General features: G+C 71.1%; 22 protein-coding genes. 9 read left to right on the top strand and 13 right to left on the bottom strand.

The window, feature by feature from the left end; translation table 11 throughout:
• Window positions 1–54 precede the first annotated feature (54 nt).
• Both KLK06_RS00930 and KLK06_RS00935 read right to left on the bottom strand, forming a co-directional pair.
• On the bottom strand, window positions 55–936 hold the full coding sequence (locus tag KLK06_RS00930) for a hypothetical protein (RefSeq protein WP_214633324.1): 882 nt from the start codon (window positions 934–936) through the stop codon (window positions 55–57).
• 157 nt (window positions 937–1093) lie between these two features.
• A complete protein-coding gene (locus tag KLK06_RS00935) occupies window positions 1094–1996 on the bottom strand; it encodes a hypothetical protein (RefSeq protein WP_214633325.1) in 903 nt (300 codons plus the stop codon).
• Window positions 1997–2217: 221 nt separating this feature from the next.
• Here KLK06_RS00935 and sucC point away from each other — a divergent pair, with 221 nt between their 5' ends.
• The 4 genes from sucC to KLK06_RS00955 all read left to right on the top strand — a co-directional run bounded on the left by sucC (window position 2218) and on the right by KLK06_RS00955 (window position 7279).
• A complete protein-coding gene (gene sucC / locus KLK06_RS00940) occupies window positions 2218–3399 on the top strand; it encodes an ADP-forming succinate--CoA ligase subunit beta (protein ID WP_214633326.1) in 1182 nt (393 codons plus the stop codon).
• Window positions 3400–3402: 3 nt separating this feature from the next.
• Window positions 3403–4278 carry a succinate--CoA ligase subunit alpha gene (gene sucD / locus KLK06_RS00945; RefSeq protein WP_214633327.1) on the top strand — a complete coding sequence of 292 codons (876 nt, stop codon included), beginning with the start codon at window positions 3403–3405 and terminating at the stop codon, window positions 4276–4278.
• A gap of 154 nt (window positions 4279–4432) precedes the next feature.
• Window positions 4433–5464, top strand: a complete 1032-nt coding sequence (locus KLK06_RS00950; protein ID WP_214633328.1) for a hypothetical protein — start codon at window positions 4433–4435, stop codon at window positions 5462–5464.
• Window positions 5465–5674: 210 nt separating this feature from the next.
• Window positions 5675–7279, top strand: coding sequence for a DUF6350 family protein (locus tag KLK06_RS00955; protein WP_214633329.1), 1605 nt, complete (start codon window positions 5675–5677; stop codon window positions 7277–7279).
• On the opposite strand, the gene KLK06_RS00960 is transcribed toward KLK06_RS00955, so the two are convergent.
• Window positions 7276–7695 carry a hypothetical protein gene (locus KLK06_RS00960; protein WP_308168050.1) on the bottom strand — a complete coding sequence of 140 codons (420 nt, stop codon included), beginning with the start codon at window positions 7693–7695 and terminating at the stop codon, window positions 7276–7278. The two genes, KLK06_RS00955 and KLK06_RS00960, sit on opposite strands and share 4 nt — an antisense overlap.
• Window positions 7696–7768: 73 nt before the next feature.
• Between KLK06_RS00960 and purN the strand changes: the two genes are divergently transcribed.
• The 3 genes from purN (at window position 7769) to KLK06_RS00975 (ending at window position 10227) form a co-directional block, all read left to right on the top strand.
• Window positions 7769–8398 carry a phosphoribosylglycinamide formyltransferase gene (purN, locus tag KLK06_RS00965; RefSeq protein ID WP_214633330.1) on the top strand — a complete coding sequence of 210 codons (630 nt, stop codon included), beginning with the start codon at window positions 7769–7771 and terminating at the stop codon, window positions 8396–8398.
• On the top strand, window positions 8395–9936 hold the full coding sequence (gene purH / locus KLK06_RS00970; protein WP_214633331.1) for a bifunctional phosphoribosylaminoimidazolecarboxamide formyltransferase/IMP cyclohydrolase: 1542 nt from the start codon (window positions 8395–8397) through the stop codon (window positions 9934–9936). Before purN ends, purH begins: the two co-directional genes overlap by 4 nt.
• 108 nt (window positions 9937–10044) lie before the next feature.
• Complete coding sequence (locus KLK06_RS00975) at window positions 10045–10227, top strand: hypothetical protein (protein WP_214633951.1); 183 nt, start codon at window positions 10045–10047, stop codon at window positions 10225–10227.
• A 26-nt stretch (window positions 10228–10253) separates the two neighbouring features.
• Here the strand turns inward: KLK06_RS00975 and KLK06_RS00980 are convergent, their stop codons facing one another.
• Genes KLK06_RS00980 through KLK06_RS00990 form a run of 3 tightly spaced genes read right to left on the bottom strand, consistent with a single transcriptional unit; the run spans window position 10254 to window position 16332 of the window.
• Window positions 10254–11243 carry an ROK family protein gene (locus tag KLK06_RS00980; protein WP_214633332.1) on the bottom strand — a complete coding sequence of 330 codons (990 nt, stop codon included), beginning with the start codon at window positions 11241–11243 and terminating at the stop codon, window positions 10254–10256.
• Window positions 11243–12103 carry a peptidylprolyl isomerase gene (locus tag KLK06_RS00985; protein WP_250904724.1) on the bottom strand — a complete coding sequence of 287 codons (861 nt, stop codon included), beginning with the start codon at window positions 12101–12103 and terminating at the stop codon, window positions 11243–11245. The genes KLK06_RS00980 and KLK06_RS00985 overlap by 1 nt, the downstream gene beginning before the upstream one ends.
• Entirely contained in the window at window positions 12100–16332 is a 4233-nt protein-coding gene (locus KLK06_RS00990; protein ID WP_214633333.1) for a glycoside hydrolase family 38 C-terminal domain-containing protein, read from the bottom strand. Before KLK06_RS00990 ends, KLK06_RS00985 begins: the two co-directional genes overlap by 4 nt.
• A gap of 110 nt (window positions 16333–16442) precedes the next feature.
• Here KLK06_RS00990 and KLK06_RS00995 point away from each other — a divergent pair, with 110 nt between their 5' ends.
• Complete coding sequence (locus KLK06_RS00995; RefSeq protein WP_214633334.1) at window positions 16443–17288, top strand: bifunctional methylenetetrahydrofolate dehydrogenase/methenyltetrahydrofolate cyclohydrolase; 846 nt, start codon at window positions 16443–16445, stop codon at window positions 17286–17288.
• 23 nt (window positions 17289–17311) lie between these two features.
• On the opposite strand, the gene KLK06_RS01000 is transcribed toward KLK06_RS00995, so the two are convergent.
• From KLK06_RS01000 to KLK06_RS01020, 5 genes are read right to left on the bottom strand one after another with little or no spacing between them, the layout of a single operon-like run.
• The gene (locus KLK06_RS01000) at window positions 17312–18967 is read right to left on the bottom strand and encodes a thiamine pyrophosphate-dependent enzyme (protein WP_214633335.1); all 1656 of its coding nucleotides are present in this window, start codon (window positions 18965–18967) and stop codon (window positions 17312–17314) included.
• Entirely contained in the window at window positions 18964–19734 is a 771-nt protein-coding gene (locus KLK06_RS01005) for an ABC transporter ATP-binding protein (RefSeq protein ID WP_214633336.1), read from the bottom strand. Before KLK06_RS01005 ends, KLK06_RS01000 begins: the two co-directional genes overlap by 4 nt.
• Window positions 19727–20506: an ABC transporter permease gene (locus KLK06_RS01010; RefSeq protein ID WP_308168051.1), complete on the bottom strand. Its 780-nt coding sequence runs from the start codon at window positions 20504–20506 to the stop codon at window positions 19727–19729. Before KLK06_RS01010 ends, KLK06_RS01005 begins: the two co-directional genes overlap by 8 nt.
• Complete coding sequence (locus tag KLK06_RS01015; RefSeq protein WP_214633338.1) at window positions 20503–21270, bottom strand: ABC transporter permease; 768 nt, start codon at window positions 21268–21270, stop codon at window positions 20503–20505. The genes KLK06_RS01010 and KLK06_RS01015 overlap by 4 nt, the downstream gene beginning before the upstream one ends.
• Window positions 21267–22205: an ABC transporter substrate-binding protein gene (locus KLK06_RS01020; RefSeq protein ID WP_214633339.1), complete on the bottom strand. Its 939-nt coding sequence runs from the start codon at window positions 22203–22205 to the stop codon at window positions 21267–21269. Before KLK06_RS01020 ends, KLK06_RS01015 begins: the two co-directional genes overlap by 4 nt.
• A 99-nt stretch (window positions 22206–22304) precedes the next feature.
• On the opposite strand from KLK06_RS01020, the gene KLK06_RS01025 reads away from it, so the two are divergent.
• A complete protein-coding gene (locus tag KLK06_RS01025) occupies window positions 22305–23075 on the top strand; it encodes an IclR family transcriptional regulator C-terminal domain-containing protein (RefSeq protein ID WP_214633340.1) in 771 nt (256 codons plus the stop codon).
• 16 nt (window positions 23076–23091) lie between these two features.
• Here the strand turns inward: KLK06_RS01025 and KLK06_RS01030 are convergent, their stop codons facing one another.
• Window positions 23092–23997 carry a MurR/RpiR family transcriptional regulator gene (locus tag KLK06_RS01030; RefSeq protein ID WP_250904725.1) on the bottom strand — a complete coding sequence of 302 codons (906 nt, stop codon included), beginning with the start codon at window positions 23995–23997 and terminating at the stop codon, window positions 23092–23094.
• Window positions 23982–25385, bottom strand: coding sequence for a glycoside hydrolase family 3 protein (locus tag KLK06_RS01035; protein ID WP_250904726.1), 1404 nt, complete (start codon window positions 25383–25385; stop codon window positions 23982–23984). The genes KLK06_RS01030 and KLK06_RS01035 overlap by 16 nt, the downstream gene beginning before the upstream one ends.
• Window positions 25386–25434 lie beyond the last annotated feature (49 nt).

Here is a 25434-nt window from a genome sequence, read left to right on the forward strand (position 1 = left end):
GACGGGAGAGGCGTGAGCCCCACTGCCTCACGATCAGGCTGAGCGGATGCTCGGTTACTTCGCGATCCGGCTGAACGGGATGTCCAGCGAGGGAATCGTCTCATCCTCCGTGCCGGACTTGGGCTTGTCCGTCACCTGGTCGGCCGGCGGCGCCGTGATCTTCGCCGTGATGCCCCAGCCGCTGTAAAGGGTCTCGATGCTGAGGCCCTCCTTCTTGCTCGCGCTCGAGGAGAGCGCGGTCAGCGGGAACGTCGTGACCAGCCGGGAAGGCAGGCCCTTGGCGTCGACGGTGAGCTTCCAGGAGATGGCGACCTTCGCCGTCTTGCTGCTGGGCGCGCCGAGCAGCAGGTTGCCGCGGAAGGACGGGGAGACCCTGCGCAGGTCACCCACGGTGATCTTGCCCGTGTAGCCGCCGTTGGCCGCCTTGGCGCCCTTGAACAGGGTCTTGAGCGTGGCCGCCTCGGTGAGGTTGAGCGGCTGGCCGTAGACCCCGGTCATGCCGGTGAACGGCGTGTTCGGCGCCTTGAGCCAGGTCTTGTCCTCGGGCAGCACTTCGCCCCAGATGCCGCCGGACAGGTACGACGTCTTGCCGATCGTGATCGTCCGCTCTGGCGAGGACAGGGCCTTGTAGAGCTTGGCTTCGTCCTCATCGGTGGGTTCCGGTGCCAGCGCCTTGATGTTGAACTTGCCGGTGATGTCCGACGCGGCGACGCCCGTGTTGCTGAACTGGTAGGTCCCCGACCGGCGGGTGATGATGAAGCGCCTGCTGCCCGAGATGGCGGTGGAGCGCTCGCTGAACTTCACACCCTTACCGGCGACGTACTGCTTCTTCACCGCGGCGACCGGGTCCTTGGCGGCCGGTGCCGCCTGTGCCGGTCCGGCCGTGATGAGCGTGGCGGCTGACGCTAAAGCCAGCCCCGCGATGATGCGCTTCATATCAATGCCCTCGTCTCTGATTTACGGAAGCGGGAGGATCTTGCCAAACAAAGATCACAACGATATCTCAGACGATTGTCTGCAGAGAGGAAAATATGTGGATTTTTCGTGCAGAAGGGCCCGGACGCGGTCCGGGCCCTTCTGTGGCAATCTCTGACTATTCGGTGTTGCCCTCGTCATCGGGCGGAACGCTGACGTAGTTCCGGTCGATGGCGGCCGGCGGCTCGGGAGCCTTCTTCATCAGGTCCTTGAAGTCCACGACCTGATCGGCGGGAGGCGCGGTCACGTTCACCGCGGTGCCCCACTCGGTGTATCGGCTTTCGGTCGAGGCGCTGAGGGTGACCTTCTCGATGACCGGCATAGACCACGAGATGGCCAGTCGCTTGACCAGTTTCTGCGCGTCCAGTGTGAGCCGCCAGGAGATGACTGTTTTGGCCGGCTTGCCGGTCGGCTTCGTAGCGATCTGCTCGCGGAACGTCGGCGACACCTTGTACAGCTCGGCGAAAGTTACCGAACCCCGATACTGGGCGCCGCTCACCGTCTTGGTCTTCGCCAGCAGATATTTGAGCGTCGCCGGTTCGAAGATGTTGATGAGCTGGTCGCCGTAAGCGGCTGAGGACGGGCTGCCGTTCATGCCGATCCAGGTCTTGTTCTCGGGCATGAGCGTGCCGTAAAGACCGCCGTTGACGTACAGGCGCTTGCCGACGCTAACCAGGTAGATCCGCTCGGTGAGCAGGTCGACGGAGTCGGAGAAGGAGGCGTCCTTCGCGGCGATCTTCTCCAGCCGCGCCCGCTCTTTCTCGGTGAGGATCGGAGTGCGGGTGTTCTCGGCGCTCGCGATGCCCTTGGCGTCGAAGCCGATCACGCCCTGCCTGTCGGCTCGGGTGTAGGACTCACGGCCGACCTTGATGCTGGTGTGCTCGGTGAGCTTGACTCCCTGCCCCGCGACGAACTGCTTCTTCAATGCCGCCACCGGGTCCGCCGGTTTGGCCTGCGCGTACGCGGGGCCGGCCACGGCCAGCGCGGAAACTGCCACCGCGCCGGCGATCCATCGCCTCATAGATGTGGGTGCCCTTCTTCAGATGTCCAGAAATATCGTGCTGAAGTGAGATCACTGTCACATAACGGGATAACCGAGACCCGATGACCTGGGCAGGTCAAGCTTGGGGCTAGGCTTCACTGGCGGAAACGCCCGGCACGCACGCACGGGGTGGCCCGGGCCGTCGAACATTCAGTCGGACAAGCGTCGAACATCAGTCGGATAAGCAAGGACGGACCCTCGTGGACCTGTTCGAACATCAGGCGAAGGAGCTCTTCGCTGACTACGGCATTCCGGTGCCACGCGGCATCGTCGCCCACACCGTGGAGGAGGTGCGGGCGGCGGCAGAGCAGCTGACCGGCCGCGTCGTCGTCAAGGCCCAGGTGAAGACCGGTGGCCGTGGCAAGGCCGGTGGCGTGAAGGTGGCAGATGACGCCGCCGATGCCGTTGAGAAGGCCAGCGCCATCCTGGGCATGGACATCAAGGGCCACACGGTCCACAAGGTGCTCGTGGAGGAGGCCAGCGCGATCGCGGAGGAGTACTACTTCTCCTTCCTGCTCGACCGCGCGAACCGTACATTCCTCGCGATCTGCTCCGCCGCCGGCGGCATGGACATCGAAGAGGTCGCGCACTCCGCCCCCGAAAAGGTGGCCAAGGTGCCGGTCTCCGCGCTGGACGGCATCGACCGCGCCAAGGCGCGCGAGATCGCGCTCGCGGGCGGACTGCCCGAGGTGGCGCTCGACGGCGCCGCCGAGCTCATCGAGAAGCTCTGGTGCGCCTTCGTCGACGAGGACGCCACGCTGGTCGAGGTCAACCCGATGATCCTGTCGGCGGACGGCCAGGTGAAGGCGCTCGACGGCAAGGTCACGCTCGACGACAACGCCGTCTTCCGCCAGCCGGAGCACGAGGCGTACGCCGACAAGGCCGCCGAGGACCCTCTTGAGGCCAAGGCCAAGGAGAAGGACCTCAACTACGTCAAGCTCGACGGCGACGTGGGCATCATCGGCAACGGCGCGGGCCTGGTCATGTCGACGCTCGACGTGGTCGCCTACGCCGGCGAAGGGCTGCCCGGCAAGCCGTCGCCCGCCAACTTCCTCGACATCGGCGGCGGCGCCTCGGCCGAGGTCATGGCCGCGGGCCTGGAGATCATCCTCTCCGACCCGAGCGTGAAGTCGATCTTCGTGAACGTCTTCGGCGGCATCACCTCCTGTGACGCGGTGGCCAACGGCATCATCTCGGCCTTCAAGCTGCTGGAGAGCCGCGGCGAAGCGGTGACCCACCCGCTGGTGGTCCGGCTTGACGGCAACAACGCCCTGCTCGGGCGGCAGATCCTGGCCGACGCCGCACTCCCGCGGGTCGAGCTGGTCGACACGATGGACGACGCGGCCAAGCGGGTCGCCGAGCTCGCTGCGGTAGGTGCGTAACACATGGCTATCTGGCTGACCGAGAACAGCAAGATCATCGTTCAGGGCATGACCGGCGGTGAGGGCACCAAGCACACCCGCCGCATGCTGGCCTCCGGCGCTCGCGTGGTGGGTGGCGTCAACGCCCGCAAGGCGGGCACGACGCATGAGGGCCTGCCGGTGTTCGGCACGGTCAAGGAGGCCATGGAGCAGACGGGCGCCGACGTGTCGGTCGCCTTCGTGCCCCCGGCTTTCACCAAGGACGCCGTCAAGGAGGCCATCGACGCGGAGATCCCGCTCTGCGTGGTGATCACCGAGGGCGTGCCGGTCCACGACTCGACCGAGTTCTGGGCGTACGCGATCGCCAAGGGCAACAAGACCCGCATCATCGGCCCGAACTGCCCCGGCATCGCCTCGCCCGGCGCCTCCAACGCCGGCATCATCCCCGCCGACATCACCACGGCCGGCCGCATCGGCCTGGTGTCCAAGTCGGGCACGCTGACGTACCAGCTCATGTACGAGCTGCGTGACTTCGGCTTCTCGACCGCGGTGGGCATCGGCGGTGACCCGGTCATCGGCACGACGCACATCGACGCGCTCCAGGCGTTCCAGGAGGACCCGGGCACCGACGCGATCGTGATGATCGGTGAGATCGGCGGCGACGCCGAGGAGCGGGCCGCCGCCTACATCGAGCAGCACGTGACCAAGCCGGTGGTGGCTTACGTCGCGGGCTTCACCGCCCCGGAGGGCAAGACGATGGGTCACGCCGGTGCCATCGTCTCGGGCTCCGCAGGCACCGCTCAGGCGAAGAAGGAGGCCCTCGAAAAGGTGGGCGTCCGCGTCGGCAAGACTCCGTCCGAGACCGCGCGCCTCATGCGCGAGATCATGCAGTCGCGCTGACCCTCCGGCTCCAGCACGCCCCGCCCGTTTCGTGGCGGGGCGTTCTGCTGTCCTCACCCGCTCGGGGGAGAGCAGGTGGCTCCCGAGGGGGATGGCACAGGCCAGGGGAGACGGAAGCCTTTGGGCGTCAAGCTGATGATGTCCGGAGGTCTTCATGGTGGTGGCGCGGTGGCCCATGTGGGCGCCTTTCACGGGTGCCGTCTGGGGGGTGGTCTATGCCGTCGTGCAGGTGGTGTGGGTCGTCAGCGGTACTGACGTCGCGTGGACGGTGTTCTCCGGGCCCCAGGTGCAGGTCGGGTTGGCCGTCTGCGGGGTGATCGGCGCCGGGCTCTGCCTGGCTGCTCGCCAGGGTTCCCGGGCGGTGGTCGGCGCCGGGTTGGCGCTGGTTGCCGGGGTCTTCGGCCTGGGGATGCTGGGGCTGCCGATGTACTTCGTGACGATCGTGTCCGGGGCGGGGATCGAGAGCGTGGCCGAGCTGGTCCAGGTGGTGGTGAACGCGGCCGGGGCCGGCCTCATGATGCTCGTCGGTCTCTCCTATGTCCGGCGGTTGCGCGGCCTATGTCCCCGTTGCGGGCAGGCGCACGCCGCCACCACGGACGGCCGTCTCGCCTACCCGGGAGCGTCTGTCGCGTCCAGGCGGGTTCGAGCGGCGGTCTACCTGCTCATGTGCGGGATCCTGCCGTGGGCCGGGGTCAAGACCGTCTGGATGCTGGGCGGCGACGCGCTCGGCGTGACTGCGCGAGCCTGGGGGCAGGAGGTGGAGGCCGGGGCCAAGGGAGCGGCCAAGGCGCTCGCCACCGTAGGTGTCGACGTGACCGTATTGGCCGCGCTGCTCGGCGTCTTCTTGATGCTCGGCCTCCTCCACCGCTGGGGGCTGATCTTCCCCCGCTGGACCCTGCTCCTGTCCGGTCGCCGGGTCCCGCGTCTCCTGCCGCTGATCCCGGCCTGGCTGACCGCGGCCAGCCTGTCGGTGTACGGCATCGCCCTGCTCGTCATCGCCCCGCTCAGCGCTGTCGGCGTACTCCCGGGGTTCGAGCCGGTATCGCCCTTCACTACTCGCGAGGGTCTGACCTGGATGATCGAGTTCGGTGGACTGGCATTCACCGGTCTGGGAGTGGGCTTGATCGTGGCGGCCCGGTCCTACGGCCGGCGAACCCGGCCGGTCTGCGCCACGGCCGGCGAATGACCACGCGGGTGGTCTCACCGTCTCGTAGCGGTGCCCGGCCCCGCATCACCGGAGGAGCGTATCCCTGGACGGAGCCCGGCCATGGTCGGTGGGTGGGGCCTGCCGGGCCTGCCGTAAAAACGGAAAATCCCCGAATTTGGCAGAGGGAAAGCACCGCGCGCGGCGCGTCAACCAAGCGCAGGTTGGGAAACCTTGAGAAAATAACTACTTGTGACGGCGCTACTCGAATCGGTCCTTGGCCGGCTGCCCGGTGTCTCGAGTGATGACGACGAGGCGCGCCGGCCGCTTCCCGTGTCCGGGATGCTCGCCGCCGCCATCACCCTCGGCGTCGGCCTGGCCGTCCTCACCACGCTGACCCTGGTCGGCTGGATCGCCGCGCCGCGCGGCGCGCTGGGCGCGGGGCTGCCGGGAGTGTTCCGTACGGCGGCGCAGGTCTGGCTGGCCGCCCACCACGCCGGGTTCGCGATCCCCGGCGGCAAGGTGGGGCTGCTGCCGCTCGGCCTGACGATCCTGCCCGCCGTGCTGCTCTACCGCGCCGGGCGATGGATGGCCCGCGACGCCGACCTGCGCCTGCGCCTGCCCGCGCGGCTGCCCAAGAACAGCCCGCGCGAGCAGGCCAACGCGCGCCGCCGGGCCCAGCTCGTGCTGGTCGCCCAGGCCGGGGTCTCGCTGGCCGCGCCCTACGCCCTGCTGGCCGGGCTCATCGCGCTCGTGGCCCGCAACGAGGTCACGCAGCCGTTCATCGGCGAGGCGCTGATCAGCCACTTCGCGCTGGCGTTTCTGGCCGGGGCGCTGGCCACCGCGCGGACGATCGGTCCGTGGCGGGCGATGCTGCGCCTGCTGCCCGAGCGGGTGCGCGCGCTGACCGTCGGCACGGCCGTCGCCATCACGGTGCTGCTCGTCGCCGGGCTCGCCCTCGTGCTGATAGCCCTGATCATGAACTTCGGGCAGGTACGCGAGCTGTCGAACGTGCTCTCGCCCGGCTTCGTGGGCGGCGTGCTGCTCCTGCTGGTCCAGGCCCTCTACCTGCTCAACACCGTCATCTGGGCCGCCTCCTACATCGCCGGGCCCGGGTTCGCCGTCGGCGCCGGCACCCTGGTCGCGCCCACGGGCGTGCAGCTCGGCACGGTGCCGAGCCTGCCGCTGCTCGGCGCGCTGCCCGAGAGCGGTCCCGTGCCGGGCTGGACGATGGCGGTGATCGCGCTGCCGTTCGCCGCCGGGACCGTGGCGGGCATCGTGGTGGCCCGGATGGCGCCGTCGCCCTCGTACGAGGCCGCGCCGTTGTGGGGGTTCTTCACCGGGATCACCACCGGGCTGGTCGCCGCGCTGCTCGCCGCGCTGTCCGGCGGCCCCATCGGCGGCGGGCGGCTGGCCACGGTCGGGCCGTCGCCATGGGAGGTGGCGCTGTCGGTGGGCCTGGAGGTGGGCGTCGCCGCCGGCATCTCCGCGGGGGTGGCCAACCTGCTGCTGCTGAACCGCAAGGCCCGTGCCCCGCTCGACAAGGCCGCTGTCCCGGTACGGAAGGCGGGCGCCGCGATCGCCAGGGCGGCGAGCAAGGTCGGTCTGGCCGAGGCCGACGCCCGGCCGCTGCCCGGACACTGGATGGACGCCACCGAGGCCGACACCCAGGCCATCCCGGTCATCCGCGACGACTGGCAGGACGAGCACGCCTCGGCCGCCGCGGAGACGCTGGCACAGGCCCTGCCCACGCTGGCCGATCGGGACCGGCCGCCGCGCAAGGACATCGTCGACGAGTCCGACGACCGGGGCGGCCACGTCATCTACGTCGACCCGTACGCGTGGGACCGCGACTAGGGCTGCACCGCGCCCAGGAGTTCGAGCACGTCGGGCGGGAGCTTCTTCTGGGCCGCGTCCCTGAACTGGGTGAAGCACTCGCCCTGCGACGAGACGGTGCCCGCGCCCTTCATGCATTCCTGGTAGGCGGAGTATTCGTCCATCAGGTAGAGCTGCATCCCCGTGGCCATGGCCGACAGCGCGAGCGCGATCGAGGAGACGACGATGCCGCCCACGGCCATGCCCAGTGGCTTTTCCGCGCTCTTCAGCTGCGGGAGCGCGCGAATGCCCGCCATCAGCGCGAACACCGCCATGACCAGCCCCGCCAGCGGCAGCATGAACGTCATGGCCAGCGCTGCGATGGACAACCAGATCGCGCGGCGGCCCGCGGAATCCGCGGGCTGCTGACCCGCCGGTGCCTGCACCGGTGTCGACACCTGACCTCCTCTGCGTCGCCGGACGAAGAGCGGATACGCTTGCAGCCCCACCCTGTTTCCCATTGGAGTGCGCGTGTCAAAGGCTGGGCGGCTCGTCGTCCTCGTCTCCGGCTCTGGAACAAACCTACAGGCCCTGCTGGACGCTTCCGCCGACCCGGCTTACGGCGCCCGCGTGGTGGCCGTCGGCGCGGACAGGGACGGTATCGAGGGATTGGCTCGGGCGTCGCGGGCTGACGTCCCTACTTTCGTCGAAAAACTGGGTGATTACGAGAAGCGTACGGAATGGGATGTGGCGATCGCGGGCCGCATCGCCTCGTACGAGCCCGATCTGGTGGTGTCCGCGGGCTTCATGAAGATACTCGGCGCCCCGACGCTCGACGCGTTCCCGCTGCTCAACACCCATCCCGCGCTGCTGCCCGCGTTCCCGGGCGCGCACGGGGTGCGCGACGCGCTCGCCTACGGCGTCAAGGTGACGGGCTGCACGGTCATGCTGGCCGACTCCGGCGTCGACAGCGGGCCGATCGTCGCCCAGGAGGCCGTGGCCGTGCTGCCGGGCGACGACGAGGCGGTTCTGCACGAACGCATCAAGACCGTCGAGCGCCGCCTGCTCGTCGAGATCGTCGGCCGGATGGTCCGCGAGGGCTGGACGGTCAGCGGACGTACCGTCCGCATCGGTAACCAACCAGAAGGGGAATCGAAGTGACTCGCATCGCCATCCGGCGCGCGCTGATCGCGGTGTACGACAAGTCCGGGCTGGAGGAGCTGGCCAGGGCTCTCGACGGCGCGGGGGTGGAGATCGTGTCAACGGGCGGCACCGCCGCCGCCATCGCGTCCTACGGCGTCCCCGTCACCAAGGTCGAGCAGTTGACCGGCTTCCCCGAGTGCCTCGACGGCCGGGTCAAGACGCTGCATCCGCGCGTGCACGCCGGGCTGCTGGCCGACCTGACCAAGCCCCACCACGTGGCCCAGCTCGAGGAGCTGGAGATCGACCCGTTCCAACTGGTGGTGGTCAACCTCTACCCGTTCGAGCAGACGGTGGCCTCCGGCGCGTCCGACGAGGAGTGCGTCGAGCAGATCGACATCGGCGGGCCCGCGATGATCCGCGGCGCCGCCAAGAACCACAGCACCTGCGCCGTCGTGGTCGACCCGCGTTTCTACGGCGACGTGCTGGGCGCGCTCGCCGAGGGCGGCTTCACGCTGACCGAACGGAAGCGGCTGGCGGGCATCGCCTACGCCCAGACGGCCTCCTACGACGTGGCCGTGGCGTCCTGGTTCGCCAACGCCTACCGGGTCGACGACGACTGGCCCTCGTTCATGGGCGTCACCTGGAAGCGCAAGTCGACCCTGCGCTATGGGGAGAACCCGCACCAGTCCGCCGCCCTCTACAGCGGCGGCCTCGACGGCCTGGCCAACGCCGAGCAGGTGCACGGCAAGGAGATGTCGTACAACAACTACCTCGACGCCGACGCCGCCTGGCGGGCGGCCTGGGACTTCGCCGACCCCTGTGTCGCGATCATCAAGCACCAGAACCCGTGCGGCATCGCCGTCGGCTCCGACGTCGCCGACGCGCACCGCAAGGCGCACGCGTGTGACCCGGTCTCGGCGTACGGGGGCGTCATCGCGGTCAACGGGGCCGTCACGGCCGAGCTGGCCGGGCAGATCGCCGAGGTGTTCACCGAGGTCGTCGTCGCGCCGTCCTACGATCCCGAGGCGCTGGCCGTGCTGACGCAGAAGAAGAACGTCCGCCTGCTGATCTGCCCCTCGGGCCCGGCGAACGCCGCCGAGTTCCGCCGGATCGACGGCGGGCTGCTCGTCCAGCAGACCGACCGGGTCAACGCTCCTGGTGACGCGCCGGAGCACTGGCAGCTCAAGGCGGGCGAGCCGGTCTCGGACGCGATGCTGGCCGATCTGGCGTTCGCGTGGCGGGCCTGCCGCTCGGTCAAGTCCAACGCCATCCTGCTGGCCTCCGGCGGGGCGACCGTGGGCGTCGGGATGGGACAGGTCAACCGGGTCGACTCGTGCCGGCTGGCGGTGGCCCGCGCCGGTGAGCGGGCCGCGGGGTCGGTGGCGGCGTCGGACGCGTTCTTCCCGTTCCCCGACGGGCTGGAGGTGCTGATCGAGGCGGGCGTCAAGGCCGTCGTGGAGCCCGGCGGGTCCGTACGCGACCAGCTCATCATCGAGGCGGCGGAGGAGGCGGGCGTGGCACTCTATTTCACGGGGACGCGCCACTTCTTCCACTGATTCGTCAAGGGTAAAAGGGCGGCGCAAAGCCGCCCTTTTGCACACAGGCATAGCGAATGTCCGGTTACGCTGTGGGCCTTGCCGGTCTTTTCCTCGGGAGTTCCCCTTATGGCGCTGCTCGACTCAGCTCTCTATGCCTTCGTGACCATGAACGGAATCGCCACCAGCCCGGTCGTGCTGGTCGTGCTCGCCTTCATAGGTGCCTACCTGGGCGGACGCGTCGTGGAGGTCATCCCGTTCACTCGTCGCATCATCGAGCGCCGCGAGGCGCAGGCGGCCGAGCGCGAGTAGCCCGCTCGGCCGCCGGTTCGAGCGGCTCAGACGGCTGAACGGGAGTGGTCCCAGGCCAGCTTGGCGGCTCCGGCGAGTGCGGCTCGTACCCCCAGGGTGGTCGGCTCCACCTCCACCGCCCTGACGAACGCCAGCCCGGCCACGTCGTCCAGGGCCCGCGCCAGCGGGTCGAACAGCACCGGTCCCGCCGCTGAGACACCGCCGCCGATGACCACCTTGGTGAGTTCGACCGCGGCCGCGGTGGAGGCGATCATGCCGGCGAGCGCCCTGGCACCGCGTTCGAACGCCGCCACCGCCACGGGATCCCCGGCCGCCGCGTCCCGCGCCAGCGCCCGTGCGTCAGCCGCCACGTCCGGTGCCAGTACCCGCGTGTCGGCCGAACCCTCCCGTGCGTCAGTCGTACCGTCCCGTGTGTCGGCCGGACCATGCGCGCCCGGGGTCCAGCCGTTGGCCAGGGCCCAGCGGGCCAGGTTCGGGCCGCTGGAGTAGCGCTCGACGCAGCCGCGCCCGCCGCACTCGCAGCGTTCGCCGTACGGGTCGATGGACATGTGGCCGACATGTCCGGCATTTCCGTTGGGGCCGAGCAGCGGGACGCCGTCGATCACCAGCCCGCCGCCGATCCCGGTGGACACCACGATCCCGAGCAGCGCCGAACTCCCGCGCCCCGCGCCCAGCCAGTGCTCCCCGAGCGCCATGCACTGCGCGTCACCCGCGAGCATGGTCGGCAGCCCGGTCAGCTTGCGGACCTCGTCACGCAGCGGGAAGCCGCGCCAACTGGGCATGTTCACCGGGCTGACGGTCCCGGCGGCCAGGTCCAGCGGCCCGGCGCAACCGATCCCGACCGCCTCCGGCGCGGGCCCGCCCCCGGTCACCTCCTCGACCAGGGCCGCCAGAGCGACCATGACCTCCGCCCGCGGCGTGGGCCGGGTAGCGGAACGCAGCATGGAACCCGCCTCGTCCACCAGCGCGGCGGCGAGCTTGGTTCCCCCGATATCAATGGCAAGTACGAAGGTCATCAGTGTTTGTGGTGGTTGTCGGGCTGGCGGGGATCGCCAGGGTGTTCCAGTCCGGGCACGAGTTCGACCTTGGCGGCCCGCAGCTCGTCGAGCCACCGCGCGAACATCCGGCGCCGCGCGGCGTCCCTCCGCGAGACCGTACCGGGCTTCGAGGAGGGGGAGTGGGCCGGGGTGGGTTCTGGGTGAGCCACCGCTACGTGCCAGCCCAGAGCGTCTTCGATCGGTCCGACGAGCGTTCCGTACGGTCGGCGCTGGATGGCGTCGGCGATCGCCGCGGGCAGGGACCCCAGCGTCACCGGGCCGAGCGGTTCCAGGTCGGCGGCCGTGGCGGCGGCCGCGTCGGCGCGGTCGGCGAACACCCGATGGCGTACGACATGCCGGGCCGCATCCGGTGCTGCGACCGGTGGCAGCCACTCCGGTGGCACCTCGGCGGTGGCCGTCACGTGCTCGAACAGCGCGCGTACCCATGGGTTGCCGTTGTAAGCGGCGGCGTTGATCGACCCCAGCTCCACGGCGGCCAGCGGGGCGAGCGGTTCGGTCTCCACCGGGGCCAGCCCTCGGGCTGTGGCCTCGTCCTCGCACAGCGCCTCGGTGAGGATCACCTGCGTCAGCCACCTGGCCAGTTGACGGTCCTCGGAGGTTCCCGGGACAGGCAGTGCCGCGTTGAGCGGGCTGTCGCGCAGCTCGCGTATCCGCCGGTCCAGCGGCTCGCGGGAGATCGGCCGGCCGCCGACCCAGCCGATCACCGCGCCGACGCCGGGCGCGGTGGCCGCCCCGGTCGCCGCGGGCCGCTCCCGCACCGGACCGCCCGGCGGATCACCGTGCCGGTGTCCGGCCGGGTCGGTGAGCGTGTGGTTCATCGGACTACCTCCAGGCGGACGGCGGGTGCGTACTGGCAGCGGCCGTACCACATGACCTTGGCCAGAGCCCAGGAGTGCCCGGCCGCCATGTCGTACGGCACCTCCACGGGGAACGACACGTCGACCGTCTCGCCCGGTGCCACGGTGAAGCCCTGGATGACCGTGGGCAGTAGCTCCCACGAGCCCCATGGGGCCGCGAGCTGGGACTCGCCGTGGATCTCGTCCGAGGTGGTGTTCGTCAGCCGTACCACGAGGGACGTGCGGTCGCCCGGCCGGAGGGAGAGCGCGTCCGTGAGCGTGGTGACGGAGAGGCCGGTCGCGCGGCCCTCGGTGGCCTGGGTGCCCTGGAACGCGTCGCTCATCTTCGGGACGGCGCCCTCGACGGGCAGTTCGGGAACGTCGCCCAGCGCGACGGTGGCGACGTCCTCCACGAGCTGATCGCCCACCTTGGTACGGGCCGCGACGAAGTACAGGCCCTGACCGGGGGCGGGGGTGACGGTGACGGGGAAGCGGAGGTGTCCGCCGGGTTCGAGGCGGAAGGCGCGCTGGGCGGGGGTGGCGCTCCAGCCGTCCGGGACACGGAGGTCCACCACGCCTTCGTGCGGCGCGTCGACGAGGTGGGACGACACCACGACCTCCACCTCGACCGCCCCCTGCGCCGCCGGGATGAGACCGGGCGTGACGGCGATCGACACCGGGAGGTAGCCGAGGGGCGCGGGTCCCTTGTTATGCAGCCAGTAGCGGCTGTAGACGGGCTGGGCCTGCTCGGCCGTGGCGCCCAGGTCGGGCCGGGCGGGCCGGGCCGGGGTGGGGGCGAGATAGGTGGCGACCTCGGCCCCGGCCAGGTCGAGTGTGGTCACCGGATCGCCGGGCCGTTCCAGCAGGTCGGCGTGGACGAGGCCGCCGAGGTCGAGAACCGGCGACTCGATCACGGCCCGCGAGCCGAGCCCGGTCGACTCCACAAGCCGGATCGTCACGCCGCCGGGCACCGCGCCGGGCGCGCCGTCCGCGTTGGTGCCAGCCGCGCCACCAAGGCCATCCGCGCCACCAGCGCCACCAGCGCCGCCGGCGCCAACGCCGGCGTCGCCGACGGACAGGCCGTGAGCGTGCGGGTTTCCGGTGGCTTTGAGGGTGCCGAGCAGGACGTCGCGGGCCGGCTCCACCCGCAGGAGGGAGTGCACCTGCGGCAACGCGCCGCCAGTGCCCGATGAGACCACCTGCGCCAGCAGCGGCGTGATGAACTCCTGCCCCGTCGCAGGCAGCCGCAGCGCCCGCCAGTCCCCATCCCCACCGGCCAGCGCGTACGAGAACTCATGCGTCCAGTGCTGCACCTGGAACCCAGCCCCATCAGGCCCGGTACGCCGAGGCGGATCCAGCCAGACCCCCGACGGCCACCCGGTACACGACCGCATGAGCGACAGATGCAACGCCCCCGACGAATCCACCGCGAACCCCGGCAACCCATACGTGAGCAGCGCAACCGTCCGAGACTCCAGCACCTCCTCGCCAACCGGGCACACGGCGGAGATCACGGCATCCGCCAGATCCTCCACCAACTCCGCCACCGGCCCGGCGACGATGAGCGCGGGCAGCGCGCGCACGTCACGCAGGTCGGCGCTCGGCTGCCACACCTCGGCCAGCGGGCGCTCCGCGGGCACCCACACCAGCGGCGCCCCCGACTTGAGCGCGTCGAGGAAGGCCGGGTCGCTGCGGGAGAGGAGCTCGGCGGCCAGCGGGTTCGCGTCCGGGCCGCCCAGGATGATCCGGAAGTCCGGCAGGTTCGAGTCGACGTCCAGCCAGCCGTACCGGGACCCGGCGGCGGACGAGGTCGTGGCGGTCACGCCCGCGCGGGCCAGCGCCACCACCAGCGAACGTGCCCCGGGCGCGTCCTCCAGAGCGGGCACCACCACCTCGGCGACCCCCAGCGCCCGCGCGCCCGCCTCGCCCAGGTCCACCCTGGCCGTGGCGGACAGGCCGAACCAGGTGTTGGCCGGGTTGTCCAGCGTCCACGGGTGCTCGGCGACGTCGACGTCCGGCTGCGCGAACCCGCGCCCCACCACGGCGCCCGCCACGTCCGAGACCGGCAGCGCGCCCGCCACCTGCGCGGGGAAGCGGACCCGCAGCAGCCGGTCGGCGCCGGTGTAGTCGAGCACGCGGGTGGTGAACTCGACCCGGTCCGAGCCCGTCCACAGCGTGATGATCTGCTCGTAGGAGACCTCGCCCACCTGGCCGGTGATGGTCAGGCGCTGTCCGAGGGGACTCCGCTCGGCGTGTACGGCCAGCGCGGCGGCCTCGCCGGAGCCGGTGACGTGACCGGTCGGCAGCAGATGCCACGGCCCCTCGCCCATGTCGGGGTGCGTCGGGTATTCGTCGTACAGCCGCAGCTCGTTCCCGAGCCCCGACAGCAGCTCGCGCCCCGCGGCGCGGTCGAACACCGACTCCAGCCCGCCGCCCCGCGACGGATCGGCCACGACGCGCCACCGGTCGTTCGAGATCGAGGTGGCCTCGGGCAGCGGCTGCCAGGTGTCGGGCGCCCCCTCGACGATCCGGTACGTACGCCAGCCCATCGAGGGCACGTCCTCGGCCAGGAAGACCAGCGTGCCGTCCTCGTCGATGGCCGGGACCGAGTCGACCCGCTCGCCCGGCGCGAGCCGTACCCGCACCAGGCCGTCACGCGCGAACGGCAAGGTGTTGGTCACCACGACGCTGCGGCCGTCGAGCGAGATCTGGCCGACCAGCGCGTCCAGCGCGCGGTCGCGGGCGTCGGCGGCCAGGTCGTGCGCCTCGCGCCAGCCCGTCAGCAGGTCGATGTAGACCTGGTCGGACTCGGAGCCGGTGATCCCGTCGTGGTGCGCGCCGTACGCGAGCTGCCGCCACACCTTGTCCAGCGCGGTGTGCGGGTAGCCGCCCAGCCCCAGCAGCGACGCGAACGCCGACAGCCGCTCGGCGTCGAGCGCCGCCACCTCGGCCGCGCGCTGGGCCTGCTTGGTGTCGATGTACGAGACGTCCTTGCCGGTGTAGATGGGGTTCATATCCCGGGTCTGCGGGCTGAACGCGGATATTTCCCCGCGCACCGCGTCGAGGAAGTCCCGCGGTGTGCCGCAGACGAACCGGGGCCAGACGTACCGGGCCGCCCAGGTCCGGTGGATGTCGGTCACCCACTTGTTCGGCGGGGTGTAGTCGGTGCCGACGGGCAGCAGGATGTTCCTGGTCGCGGCCACCGGCTTCAGCGACCGGTAGAGCTCGTACGTCGCCCGCGTCGCCTCCTCCAGCGATGGCGAGGAGTCCATCCACCAGCCGGCCGAGTAGTGGGCGGGCATGTAGTGCGTCAGCACGCCCCGCCCCGACGGCGAGATCCACTCGAACTCGCTCGGGAACTGCATCAGGGAGGCGTCGTTCTTGGCCTCCCTGAAGTTCTTGCTGATCGGCCCCCACTGGTGGAACGGCCCCCGGGCCCACGCGCTGCCGGTCAGCCCGGCCGCCGCCAGGTAGCCGGGGAACTGCGGGTCGTGCCCGAACACGTCGAGCTGCCAGGCGGTACGCGGATCGCCGCCGAGGATGTCGCGCTGGTAGCCGATGCCGTAGACGATGTTGCGGATCGTGCTCTCGGCGCCGGTCAGGTTCGTGTTCGGCTCGTTGTACGTTCCGCCGAGGAGCTCCACCCGGCCCTCGGCGAGCAGCGCGCGCAGGTCGGCGCGGCGCTCGGGGTGGGTGTCGAAGAACGGCTTGAGATAGTCGACCTCGGCCAGCACGAACCGGTAGTCGGGATCACGCAGCGCCAGCTCGATATGCGCCTCGACCAGCGCGAACGCGTTGTGCTCCCACAGCGGCCTGGTCGTCGCGTCGACCGAGAGCAGCTCCCAGGGGCTGGTGTAGGCGGCCTGCGTGTTCCACCAGACCGGGTCGTAGTGGAAGTGCGACACCATGTACATCGTCCAGCCCGGCTCCTCGGCCGTGACCTCCACGTCGAGCGACGCGTCGCCGAGCGTGACGGTGCAGGGCACCACGGTCCCGGCCGGTACGGTGACGTCCAGCGGCACCTCGACAGTGCGCGGACCCACCCCCGGCGGCACGCTCACGGGCGCCGCGCAGGACACCCCGGGGCCACGGACGTCGAGCGGCGCCTCCTGCCCGCTCAGCTCCAGCGTGACCTTGAGCACCTGGTACGGCCGCTCCATCGAGCCGACGAACAGGTCGGTCGACTCCGCTGACAGCAAGTGAGCAGGCAAGACGACTCCTTAAAGGACATATAGGCGGCGACGTCACCATATGCTGTTCCAAGATCCATGACAACGATGTCATCACCGCCTCCTGCGAACTCATGGAAGGATTGCCAGACATGAGCGCAGTGAGACTCGACGGCAAGGCGACCGCCGCAAAGATCAAGGCAGACCTCGCGACCCGGGTGACCGCGCTCAGGCAGCGCGGCATCACCCCCGGCCTCGGCACCGTGCTGGTCGGCGACGACCCCGGCAGCCAGATTTACGTGGCGGGCAAACACCGCGACTGCGCCGAGGTCGGCATCTCCTCCATCCGCGTGGACCTGCCCGAGGACGCGACCCAGGCCGAGGTCGAGGCGGCCATCGACGAGCTCAACGCCTCGCCGGAGTGCACCGGCTACATCGTCCAGCTCCCGCTGCCCCGCCACCTCGACACGATGGCGCTGCTGGAGCGCATGGACCCGGCCAAGGACGCCGACGGCCTCCACCCGATCAACCTGGGCCGCCTGGTCCACATGGTCGACGCGCCGCTGCCGTGCACGCCGCACGGCATCGTGCTGCTCCTCCAGGAGTACGGCGTGCCGATCAAGGGCGCCGAGGTGGCCGTGGTCGGACGCGGCATCACGGTGGGCCGCTCGCTCGGCCTGCTGCTGACCCGGCGCAGCGAGAACGCCACGGTGACCCTCTGCCACACCGGCACCCGCGACCTGGCCGCGCACGTCCGCCACGCCGACATCGTGGTGGCCGCAGCCGGAGTGCCCGGCCTCATCACCCCGGCCATGGTCAAGCCGGGCGCGGCCGTGCTGGACGTGGGCGTCTCGCGGGTGGACGGCAAGATCGCCGGTGACGTGGCCGCCGAGGTGGCGGAGGTGGCGGGCTTCCTGACCCCCAACCCCGGCGGCGTCGGCCCGATGACCCGCGCCCTCCTGCTCTCCAACGTAGTCGAAGCCGCCGAACGCGCCTGACCCCACTACCAGCCGCGAACTCGTTACGGCTGGAAGTCGGGGTCCACGGCGACGGTCACATCGAGCAGCAGGGGCTCCTCGCGGGCCGCGAGCGTGGGCACCACCTCGTCCAGCACCGCCGCGAGCTCCTCCGCCGTGTCCACCCGCCTGGCCGCGCAGCCCAGCGACCGGGCCATCCCACCTATGCTCACCTCGGTGAACGCGGGCCACGGCGCCTTGCCGCCCGCCTTGTCGGCCAGCCGGTCCATGACCGCGTACCGGCCGTTGGCGAGCACCACGAACAGCGCGCCCACCCGGTAGTGCGCCGCGCTCCACAGCGCGTGCACGCCGTACAGCGCCGAGCCGTCGCCCACCACCGCGACCACCGGCCGGTCGGGCAGCGACATACGCAGGCCGACCGCCGCGGGCAGGCCGAACCCCAGCCCGCCCATGGCCGCCGACACGAAGCCGAGCGGGTTGCGGGCCGGGACCAGCCGGTGCAGGTCCGGGCGCGAGGACGGGGTCTCCTCGACGAGCACCGCATCGGCCGGGAGCCGCCTGGCGAGCTCATGCAGCACGTGCGCGGCTCGCAAACCGTCGTCTGCCAGGGGGAGCGCGGGTCCGGCGGGGGTGGGCCGTACCGGAGCCGATCTGGCGGGCACGAGCACGGCCAGGTGCTCGCATACGGCGGACGGGGCGGCGAGATAGGCCAGGTCGGCGGGGCTGCGGTGCGCCTCGGCCGGGTCGTCGGTGACCAGCGCGACCGTGGTGCCGGGCTCGACCAGCGGGCCGGTGTCGAACGGGTACTGGCGGAAAACCGGGGCGCCCACGGCGAGCACCACGTCGTGCCCGGCCAGCGCCGCGCGCAGCCGGGTGCGATCAGCGGGCAGCACCCCGGCGTACTGCGGATGATCCTGCGGGAACCCCGCCATCGCGCCGAACGACTCCTGCCAGACCGGACACCCCAGCCGCTCGGCAAGCGCCACCACCGCCGCCCAGCCCGCCTCCCGACCACCTGAGTCCGCGGACAAAGCGCCATCACCAGACACGCCCGCGGTGCCCGCGGTCGCGGTGCCCGCGCCTGCGACGATCGCCGGGGAGCGGGCCCCGGACAGCAGGTCGACCAGGGGCGCGAGCGACTCGTCCGGTACGGAGGCAGGCCGCAGCAGGCGGGCCGGCGCCGCGATCGTCTCGTCCTCGAACGGCGCCGCCCAGTCGTCCATCGGCACCACCACCAGCGCGGGCCCCCGGAAGGTGACCGCCTCGTGGTAGGCCCGCGCCACGGCCCCCGGCACGTCCTGGGGCCGCGCCGGTTCGTCGACCCGCACCGGATAGTCCCCGGCCAGCCCGGCCAGCCACCCGGTCAGGAACGGTTCCAGCGCCAGATGGCGGCGGTCCTGCTGCCCGACCAGGATCACCAGCGGCACCCGGTTGGCCCGCGCGGTGGCGATCGCGCCGACCGCGTTGCCCAGGCCCGCCGCGGTGTGCAGGACGGCCAGCGCCGGAGCCCGGTGCCCGATCGCCCACCCGGTGGCCATGCCGACCACCGACCCCTCGTGCAGGGCGAGCACGAACCGCAGGTCGTCGGGCAGCCCGGTCAGCAGCGCGACCTCGGTCGAGCCCGGATTGCAGAAGATCGTGGTCAGCCCGAAACGCCTGAGCACCTCGAACGTGGCCTCCCGCACCGTAACCGTGCTCATCGGGCCTCCCTGGCGCGCTGGATCCGCTCGTAGATGTGCCCGCGCAGTTCGCCGAAGCGTGGCAGCGACCGCGTGGTGAGCTGGTCGCGCTGGGCAGGCAGGTCGATCTTCAGATCTTCCATGATCACTGTCGGTGACGACGATAGCACGATCACGCGTTGTCCCAGGTAGACGGCCTCGTCGATGTCATGCGTGACGAACAGGATGGTCACCCCGAGGTCCCGCCAGAGCGCCAGGATCAGGTCCTCCAGATCGGCCCTGGTCTGCGCGTCCACGGCGGCGAACGGCTCGTCCATCAGCAGCACCTGCGGCTCGTACGCCACGGCCCTGGCGATCGCGACCCGCTGCTGCATGCCGCCGGAGAGCTGCCAGGGGTGCGCGTCCGCGGCGTCCGTGAGGCCCACCGACTCCAGCGACTCGCGGACCAGCTCCAGGCGGCGCGGCCTGGGCACCCGTTTCTCCTTCAGCGGCAGCTCGACGTTCTGGCGCACGGTCATCCAGGGGAACAGGCTCCGGCCGTACTCCTGGAAGACCACGGCCATACGCGGCGGCGGCCCGGTGACCGGCACTCCGGCCACCCGCACCTGGCCGCCGCTGACCGGCAGCAGCCCGGCGATGGACCGCAGCAGCGTGGTCTTGCCGCAGCCGGAGGGCCCGACCACGCACACCAGCTCGCCCGCGCCGACGCTGAAGGTCAGTGAGCGGATCGCCTCGACGCTGCGGTTCGGGCTCTCGTAGACCTTGCGCAGCTCCGCAATCTCAAGCACGGGCGGCTCCAGCGCCGTAGTACCAGGAAAGGACCCGCCGCTCCACGAAGCGGAAGAGCAGCGACAGCGTCAGCCCGATCAGCCCGAGCAGCAGGATGCCGCTCCACATCTCGGCGATCTGGAACTGCCGCTGGAACAGCACGATCGTGAACCCGAGCCCGCTGGAGCTGGCGAACATCTCACTGATGACCATGAGGATGATCCCGATGGACAGCGCCTGCCGCAGCCCGGCCATGATCTGCGGGCTGGCCCCGCGCAGCACGAAGCGGCGCAGCCGGGTGGCGCCGTGCACGCCGTACATCCGGCAGGTGTCGGCGAGCACCTCGTCCAGCGCCCGTACGCCTTCGACGGTGTTGAGCAGGATCGGCCAGACGCAGCCCGAGACGATGACCAGCACCTTCATCGGCGTGTCGATCCCGGCCAGCAGCATGAGCAGCGGCACGAGCACGGGCGGCGGGATCGCCCGGAAGAACTCCAGCACCGGCTCCAGCGTCGCGCGCAGCCGCGGCGACAGCCCGATCGGCACGCCGAGCCCCACGCCCAGCACGGTCGCGAGCGCGTACCCGGCGAGCAACCGCCCGATGCTGGGCAGCACGTCGTCGAACACCCGCGCCGAGAACCAGGTCTGCCCGAACGCCCGCGCCACGCGTACGGGATCCGGCAGGTAGAACGACCGGCCGCTGACCAGCCACCAGCCCAGCACCAGCAGCACCGGCAGCCCGAAAAGCCTGACCACCCGCACGCCCGCCTTCCCCCGCACGCCTGCCTTCACGTGCCGGCCTCCGATCGCACGGCGGGATGCCATGACAGCACCCGGCGCTCCAGCAGCCGCACCGCGGCGTTGACCCCGATCCCGACGAGGCCGGCCAGCACGATGAGCGCGTACACCGTGGGCACCGCCCCGCTGTTCTGCGCGACCTGGATCTCCGCCCCGAGCCCCGGACTGCCGATCACCAGCTCCGCCGTGACCGCCAGGATGAACGCCACCGCCGCCGCCAGCCGCAACCCCGTCATGACGTACGGCAGCGCGGTCGGCCAGACCAGATGCCGGACCCGCGACCAGGACGACAGGCCGTAGGACCGGGCGGTGTCGTAGGCGACCGGGTCGACGGCCGCCACGCCGTACAGGACCTGGATGAGCACCTGCCAGAACGAGGCGTAGACCACCAGCAGCAGCGTCGAGCCGAGCGAGGGACCGTACAGCAGGGTGGCCAGCGGGACCAGCGCCACCGAGGGGATCGGCCGCAGGAACTCGACCGTGGAGTGCGTCGCGGCCCGCAGCCCGGGGACGATCCCGATGACCACCCCGGCCGCCACCGCCAGGCAGAACGCGATCGCGAGGCCGAGCGCCCAGCCGAGCACGGTCTCGCCCAGCGCGAGCCACAGCTCGGCCGTGACCAACTGGCCGGCCAGCGTGCCGAGGATGCGCGAGGCGGGCGGCAGGAACCGCTCGTCGACCAGCCCGAGCCGGGGCACCGCCTCCAGCAGGGCCAGCAGCCCGGCAAGCCCCGCGAGCCCATACAGAAGCCGCCTCACCGCACCAGCGCCGAGACGTCGACCTTGTCCTTGAGGATGCCGTCGGCCAGCGCGAGGTCGGCGATGGTCTGGACGGACGCCTGGTTCACCTCGGCGGGCCACTTGGGCAGGTAGATCTTCGCGATCACCTCAGGTGTGATCTTGGTGTAGGTCTTGAGCACGTCCCTGACCTCGTCGGGGTGGCTGTCGGCGTACTCCAGCGACTTGCGGATGGCCGCGGTGAACCGCTTGGTCAGGTCCGCGTCGGTCTTGCCGGTGGTGAAGTACATCGCCACGGTCAGGTCGGGGGCGGCGTCGGCGAAGTTCCAGGCCACGGCGCGGGCGCCCTGGCTCAGCGCCTGGCTGACGAAGGGCTCGACCACCCAGATGGCGTCCACGCGGCCGGCCTGCAGCGCGGGGGGCGCGTCAGGGAAGGGCAGCTCGACGAACTGGATGCCCGACGGGTCGCCACCGGCCTTGCGTACCGAGGCCCGTACGGTCGTGTCGCCGATGTTCTTGAGCTGGTTGACCGAGATCTTCTTGCCCGCCAGCTCCTTGGCCGACTTGATCGGGCTGTCGTTCTTCACCAGCACCGCGCTGAAGTCCTTGCCCTGCTGACCGGTCGACGAGACGCCGTTGGCGACCACCTTCACGTCGAGCCCCTGCTGCTTGGCGGTCAGCAGCGAGGTGGTGTTCGCGAAGGCGAACTGGAACTGCCCGCTGACCGCGCCGGAGATCGCGGCGGCGCCGCCCTGGACGGGAGTGATCGTCAGGGCGATGTTCTGCTCGTCGAAGAAGCCTTTGGCCTTGCCCAGGTGGATCGGCGCGGTGTCGACGATCGCGATCACGCCGGCGGTGACCTTCGTCTTGCCCTGGTTCGTCGTCGCCGGCTGAGAGGAGCCGCCGCACGCGGCTGTGAGGATGAGAACGGCTAAGACCACGAGAGTGCGACGCACTTTGTCTCCCGTTGTTCGCGATGCGCACAGATATTCTCTGAACGAACAACCCCGTATCGTGGAAGCTACGCCTTTGATGACCTATGTTCAAGGATCGTCATGGTTGATCACGTACAGTCGCTGGCCCGCGGTCTCGCGGTGATCCGCGCGTTCAGCGCCACGGCGCCCGAGCTGACGCTGAGCGAGGTCGCCCGCGCGACGGACCTCAGCAGGGCGGCGGCCAGGCGGTTCCTGCTCACGCTCGCCGACCTTGGGTACGTGCGCTCGGACGGGCGGCTGTTCTCGCTCACGCCCAGGGTCCTGGAGCTCGGCTACGCCTATCTGTCCAGCCTCTCGCTGCCGGAGGTGGCCGATCCGCATCTCGAACGGCTGGCCGCCGAGGTGCGCGAGTCGGCGTCGGTCGCCGTGCTCGACGGCGAGGACGTCGTGTACGTGGCGCGGGTGGCCACCGCCAGGATCATGCGTGTGACGATCAACATCGGCACGCGGTTCCCCGCGTACTGCACCTCCATGGGCCGGGTGCTGCTGGCGGCGCTCTCCCCGGAGCGGCTCGACGGCTACCTCGGCTCGGCCGAGCTGCGCGGGCTCACCTCGCGGACGATCACCCAGCCGGCGGCGCTGCGGGCGGAGCTCGACCGGGTGCGGGCGCGGGGCTGGGCGATGGTCGACCAGGAGCTGGAGGAGGGGCTGCGGTCCATCGCCGTGCCGATCCGCGACCGTTCCGGGCAGGCGGTCGCGGCGGTGAACGTCTCGACCCACGCGAGCCGTATGACGTCGCAGCAGGTCAGGCGGGACCTGCTGCCGCCGCTGCTGGCCACGGCCGCCAAGATCGAGGCGGACCTGGCGACCCTGTCCGTGGCCAGGACATAGCCCGAAGCACGGTGAGCTAGCGGCGCCGGTAGCGGTCCGTGGCCTCCTTCGTGGCGCGGATCGCCGCGTCGGCCGTGTCGTAGGTGCGCTGGGCCAGCCCGACGAAGATGCAGTCGACGATCAGGAGCTGGCTGATCCGGCTGGCCAGCGCCCCCGGCCGGAACGCGGTCTCCCGCCCCGCCGACACCAGCGTGTAGTCGGCCAGCCCGGCCAGCGACGACCGCGGATTGTTGGTGATCGCGACCAGCAGCGCCCCCGCCTCCGCGGCCGTGCGGGCCGGGTCCAGCACGTCCGGCGTCTCGCCGCTGCAACTGATCGCCACCACCACGTCGCCGGCCCGGAGCAGGGCCGCGCTGGTCAGCGCCATGTGGGCGTCGCTGAACGGGTGGCTGGACAGGCCGATCCGCAGCAGCTTCTGCGACATGTCGGTCGCCACCAGCCCGGACGCCGCCACGCCGTACACGTCCACCCGCCGGGCCCCGGCGATGGCCGTGACGATCTCCCCGAGCGGCTCGGGGTCGAGCTGCGCCGCCGTGTCGGCCAGCGCCTCGGACTCGGCCCGCGCCACCTTGGCGATGACGTCGGTGAGCGGGTCGTCGGGGCCGAGGTCGCCGGGCACCAGCCGTTCGGGCTGCTTGGCCACGGCGGCGGCCAGGGCGAAGCGCATCTGCGAGTAACCGGCGAAGCCGAGCGCCCTGGCGGTGCGTACGATCGTCGCCTCACTCGTCCCGGACACCGCGCTGAACTCGGTGATCGTGCTCCGGACGACCACACCGGGGTCGGCCAGGATGATGCGCGCGATCGCCTGTGCGGCCGGGGTCAGCGACGGAAACACCGCACGGACGGCGGAGACCGGGTTCGACGGCTCGTTCATCCGCCCGCCCGGCCCATCAAGCGGCGCCCCGGTCACCGGGTCAGCCATTCCGCGGCCGCCTGCGCCGAGACGCGCGAGATGCCGTGTGTGACCAGGTGCGCGGCGCCGGCGGGCGCCGCGGGGATGCCGGTGTCCACGACGATCACCTCGGGCCGCACCCGTACGGCCCGCGCCACCGTCTCCCGCACCCACGGATGCCGGGCGGCGTCGTGCACCACGAGGACCACCGGCCGATCGTCGAACGGCGGCAGCTCGCCCTCGGGCTCCATCTGAACTCGCTCGGTGCCCGGCAGCAGCGCGCCGAGAGCCGCCGTGATGCCGGTCGGCGTCGAGGGGTCCACGGCCTTGTTGAGGCGCGTGTTGACCTCCACGACCAGCGGCGCCCGGGTCAGCGAGGCCGTTCCCGTGGTGGTCAGCGCGGCTCTGGCGGCGTCCAGGCCGACGCCCCCGTCGACGTCGGCGCAGGCCTTCTCGCGCAGGGCCGACTGCCGGTCGTACCAGCCGGACAGGGCGAGGACACGGCCGGCGGCCTCGGCCAGGCGCTCTTCGGGGAGCACGCCCGCCTGGACGGCGGCCACGACGGCGTCGCGGATCTCGTGCAGGCTCCGCTCGGTCGACAGGCCCACGCAGATGGCGTCGACGCCCGCGCCGAGCGCGCGGACCGCGATCTCGCCGGGGGAGAACATCGCGGCCACCGCCCGCATCTCGATCGCGTCGGTGACCAGCATCCCGTCGAACCCGAGCTCGCCCCTGAGCAGCTCGGTCATGACGGAACGACTGAGCGTCGCGGGCATCGACGGATCGAGGGCGGGGACGAGCAGGTGGCCCGACATGATCGAGCGCACCCCGGCCCCGATCGCGGCCCTGAACGGCGGCAGGTCGCGCTCGGCGAGCAGCTCACGCGAGGCGTGCACGGTCGGCAGCGCCAGGTGCGAGTCCGTGACCGTGTCGCCGTGGCCGGGGAAGTGCTTGGCGCAGGCGGCGACCCCGGCGCCCTGCACCCCGTTGACGTAGGCCACGGTGTGGCGGGAGACCAGGTCGGCGGTCGGGCCGAACGAGCGGACGCCGATCACCGGGTTGGCCGGGTTGGCGTTGACGTCGGCTGAAGGCGCGTAGTTGAGCGTGATGTCGGCTTCGGCGAGCATCCGGCCGATCTGGCGGCCCACGCGCTCGGTCAGGGCCACGTCGTCCACCACGCCGAGCGCCCGGTTGCCCGGGAAGGAACTGCCGGAGGTCACCTCCAGGCGGGTGACCGCCCCGCCCTCCTCGTCGATCGCCACGACGGCGCCCGGGTTCTCGGCACGAAAGCGCTGGACGAGCTGCTCCCCGGGGTCGTTGCGGGCGAACAGCACCAGGCCGCCGAGTCCTTCGCCGAGCGCCCGGAGCAACCAGTCGGGCGCTGAGGCGCCTTCGTAGCCTGGTTGGAGCACAGTCATCGCTAGTCGGTACAGGTCAGGGGACATGTCGGCGTTTTCCTTCACGATT

It is taken from the genome of Nonomuraea sp. NEAU-A123 (assembly GCF_018603905.1).
Classification (GTDB): domain Bacteria; phylum Actinomycetota; class Actinomycetes; order Streptosporangiales; family Streptosporangiaceae; genus Nonomuraea.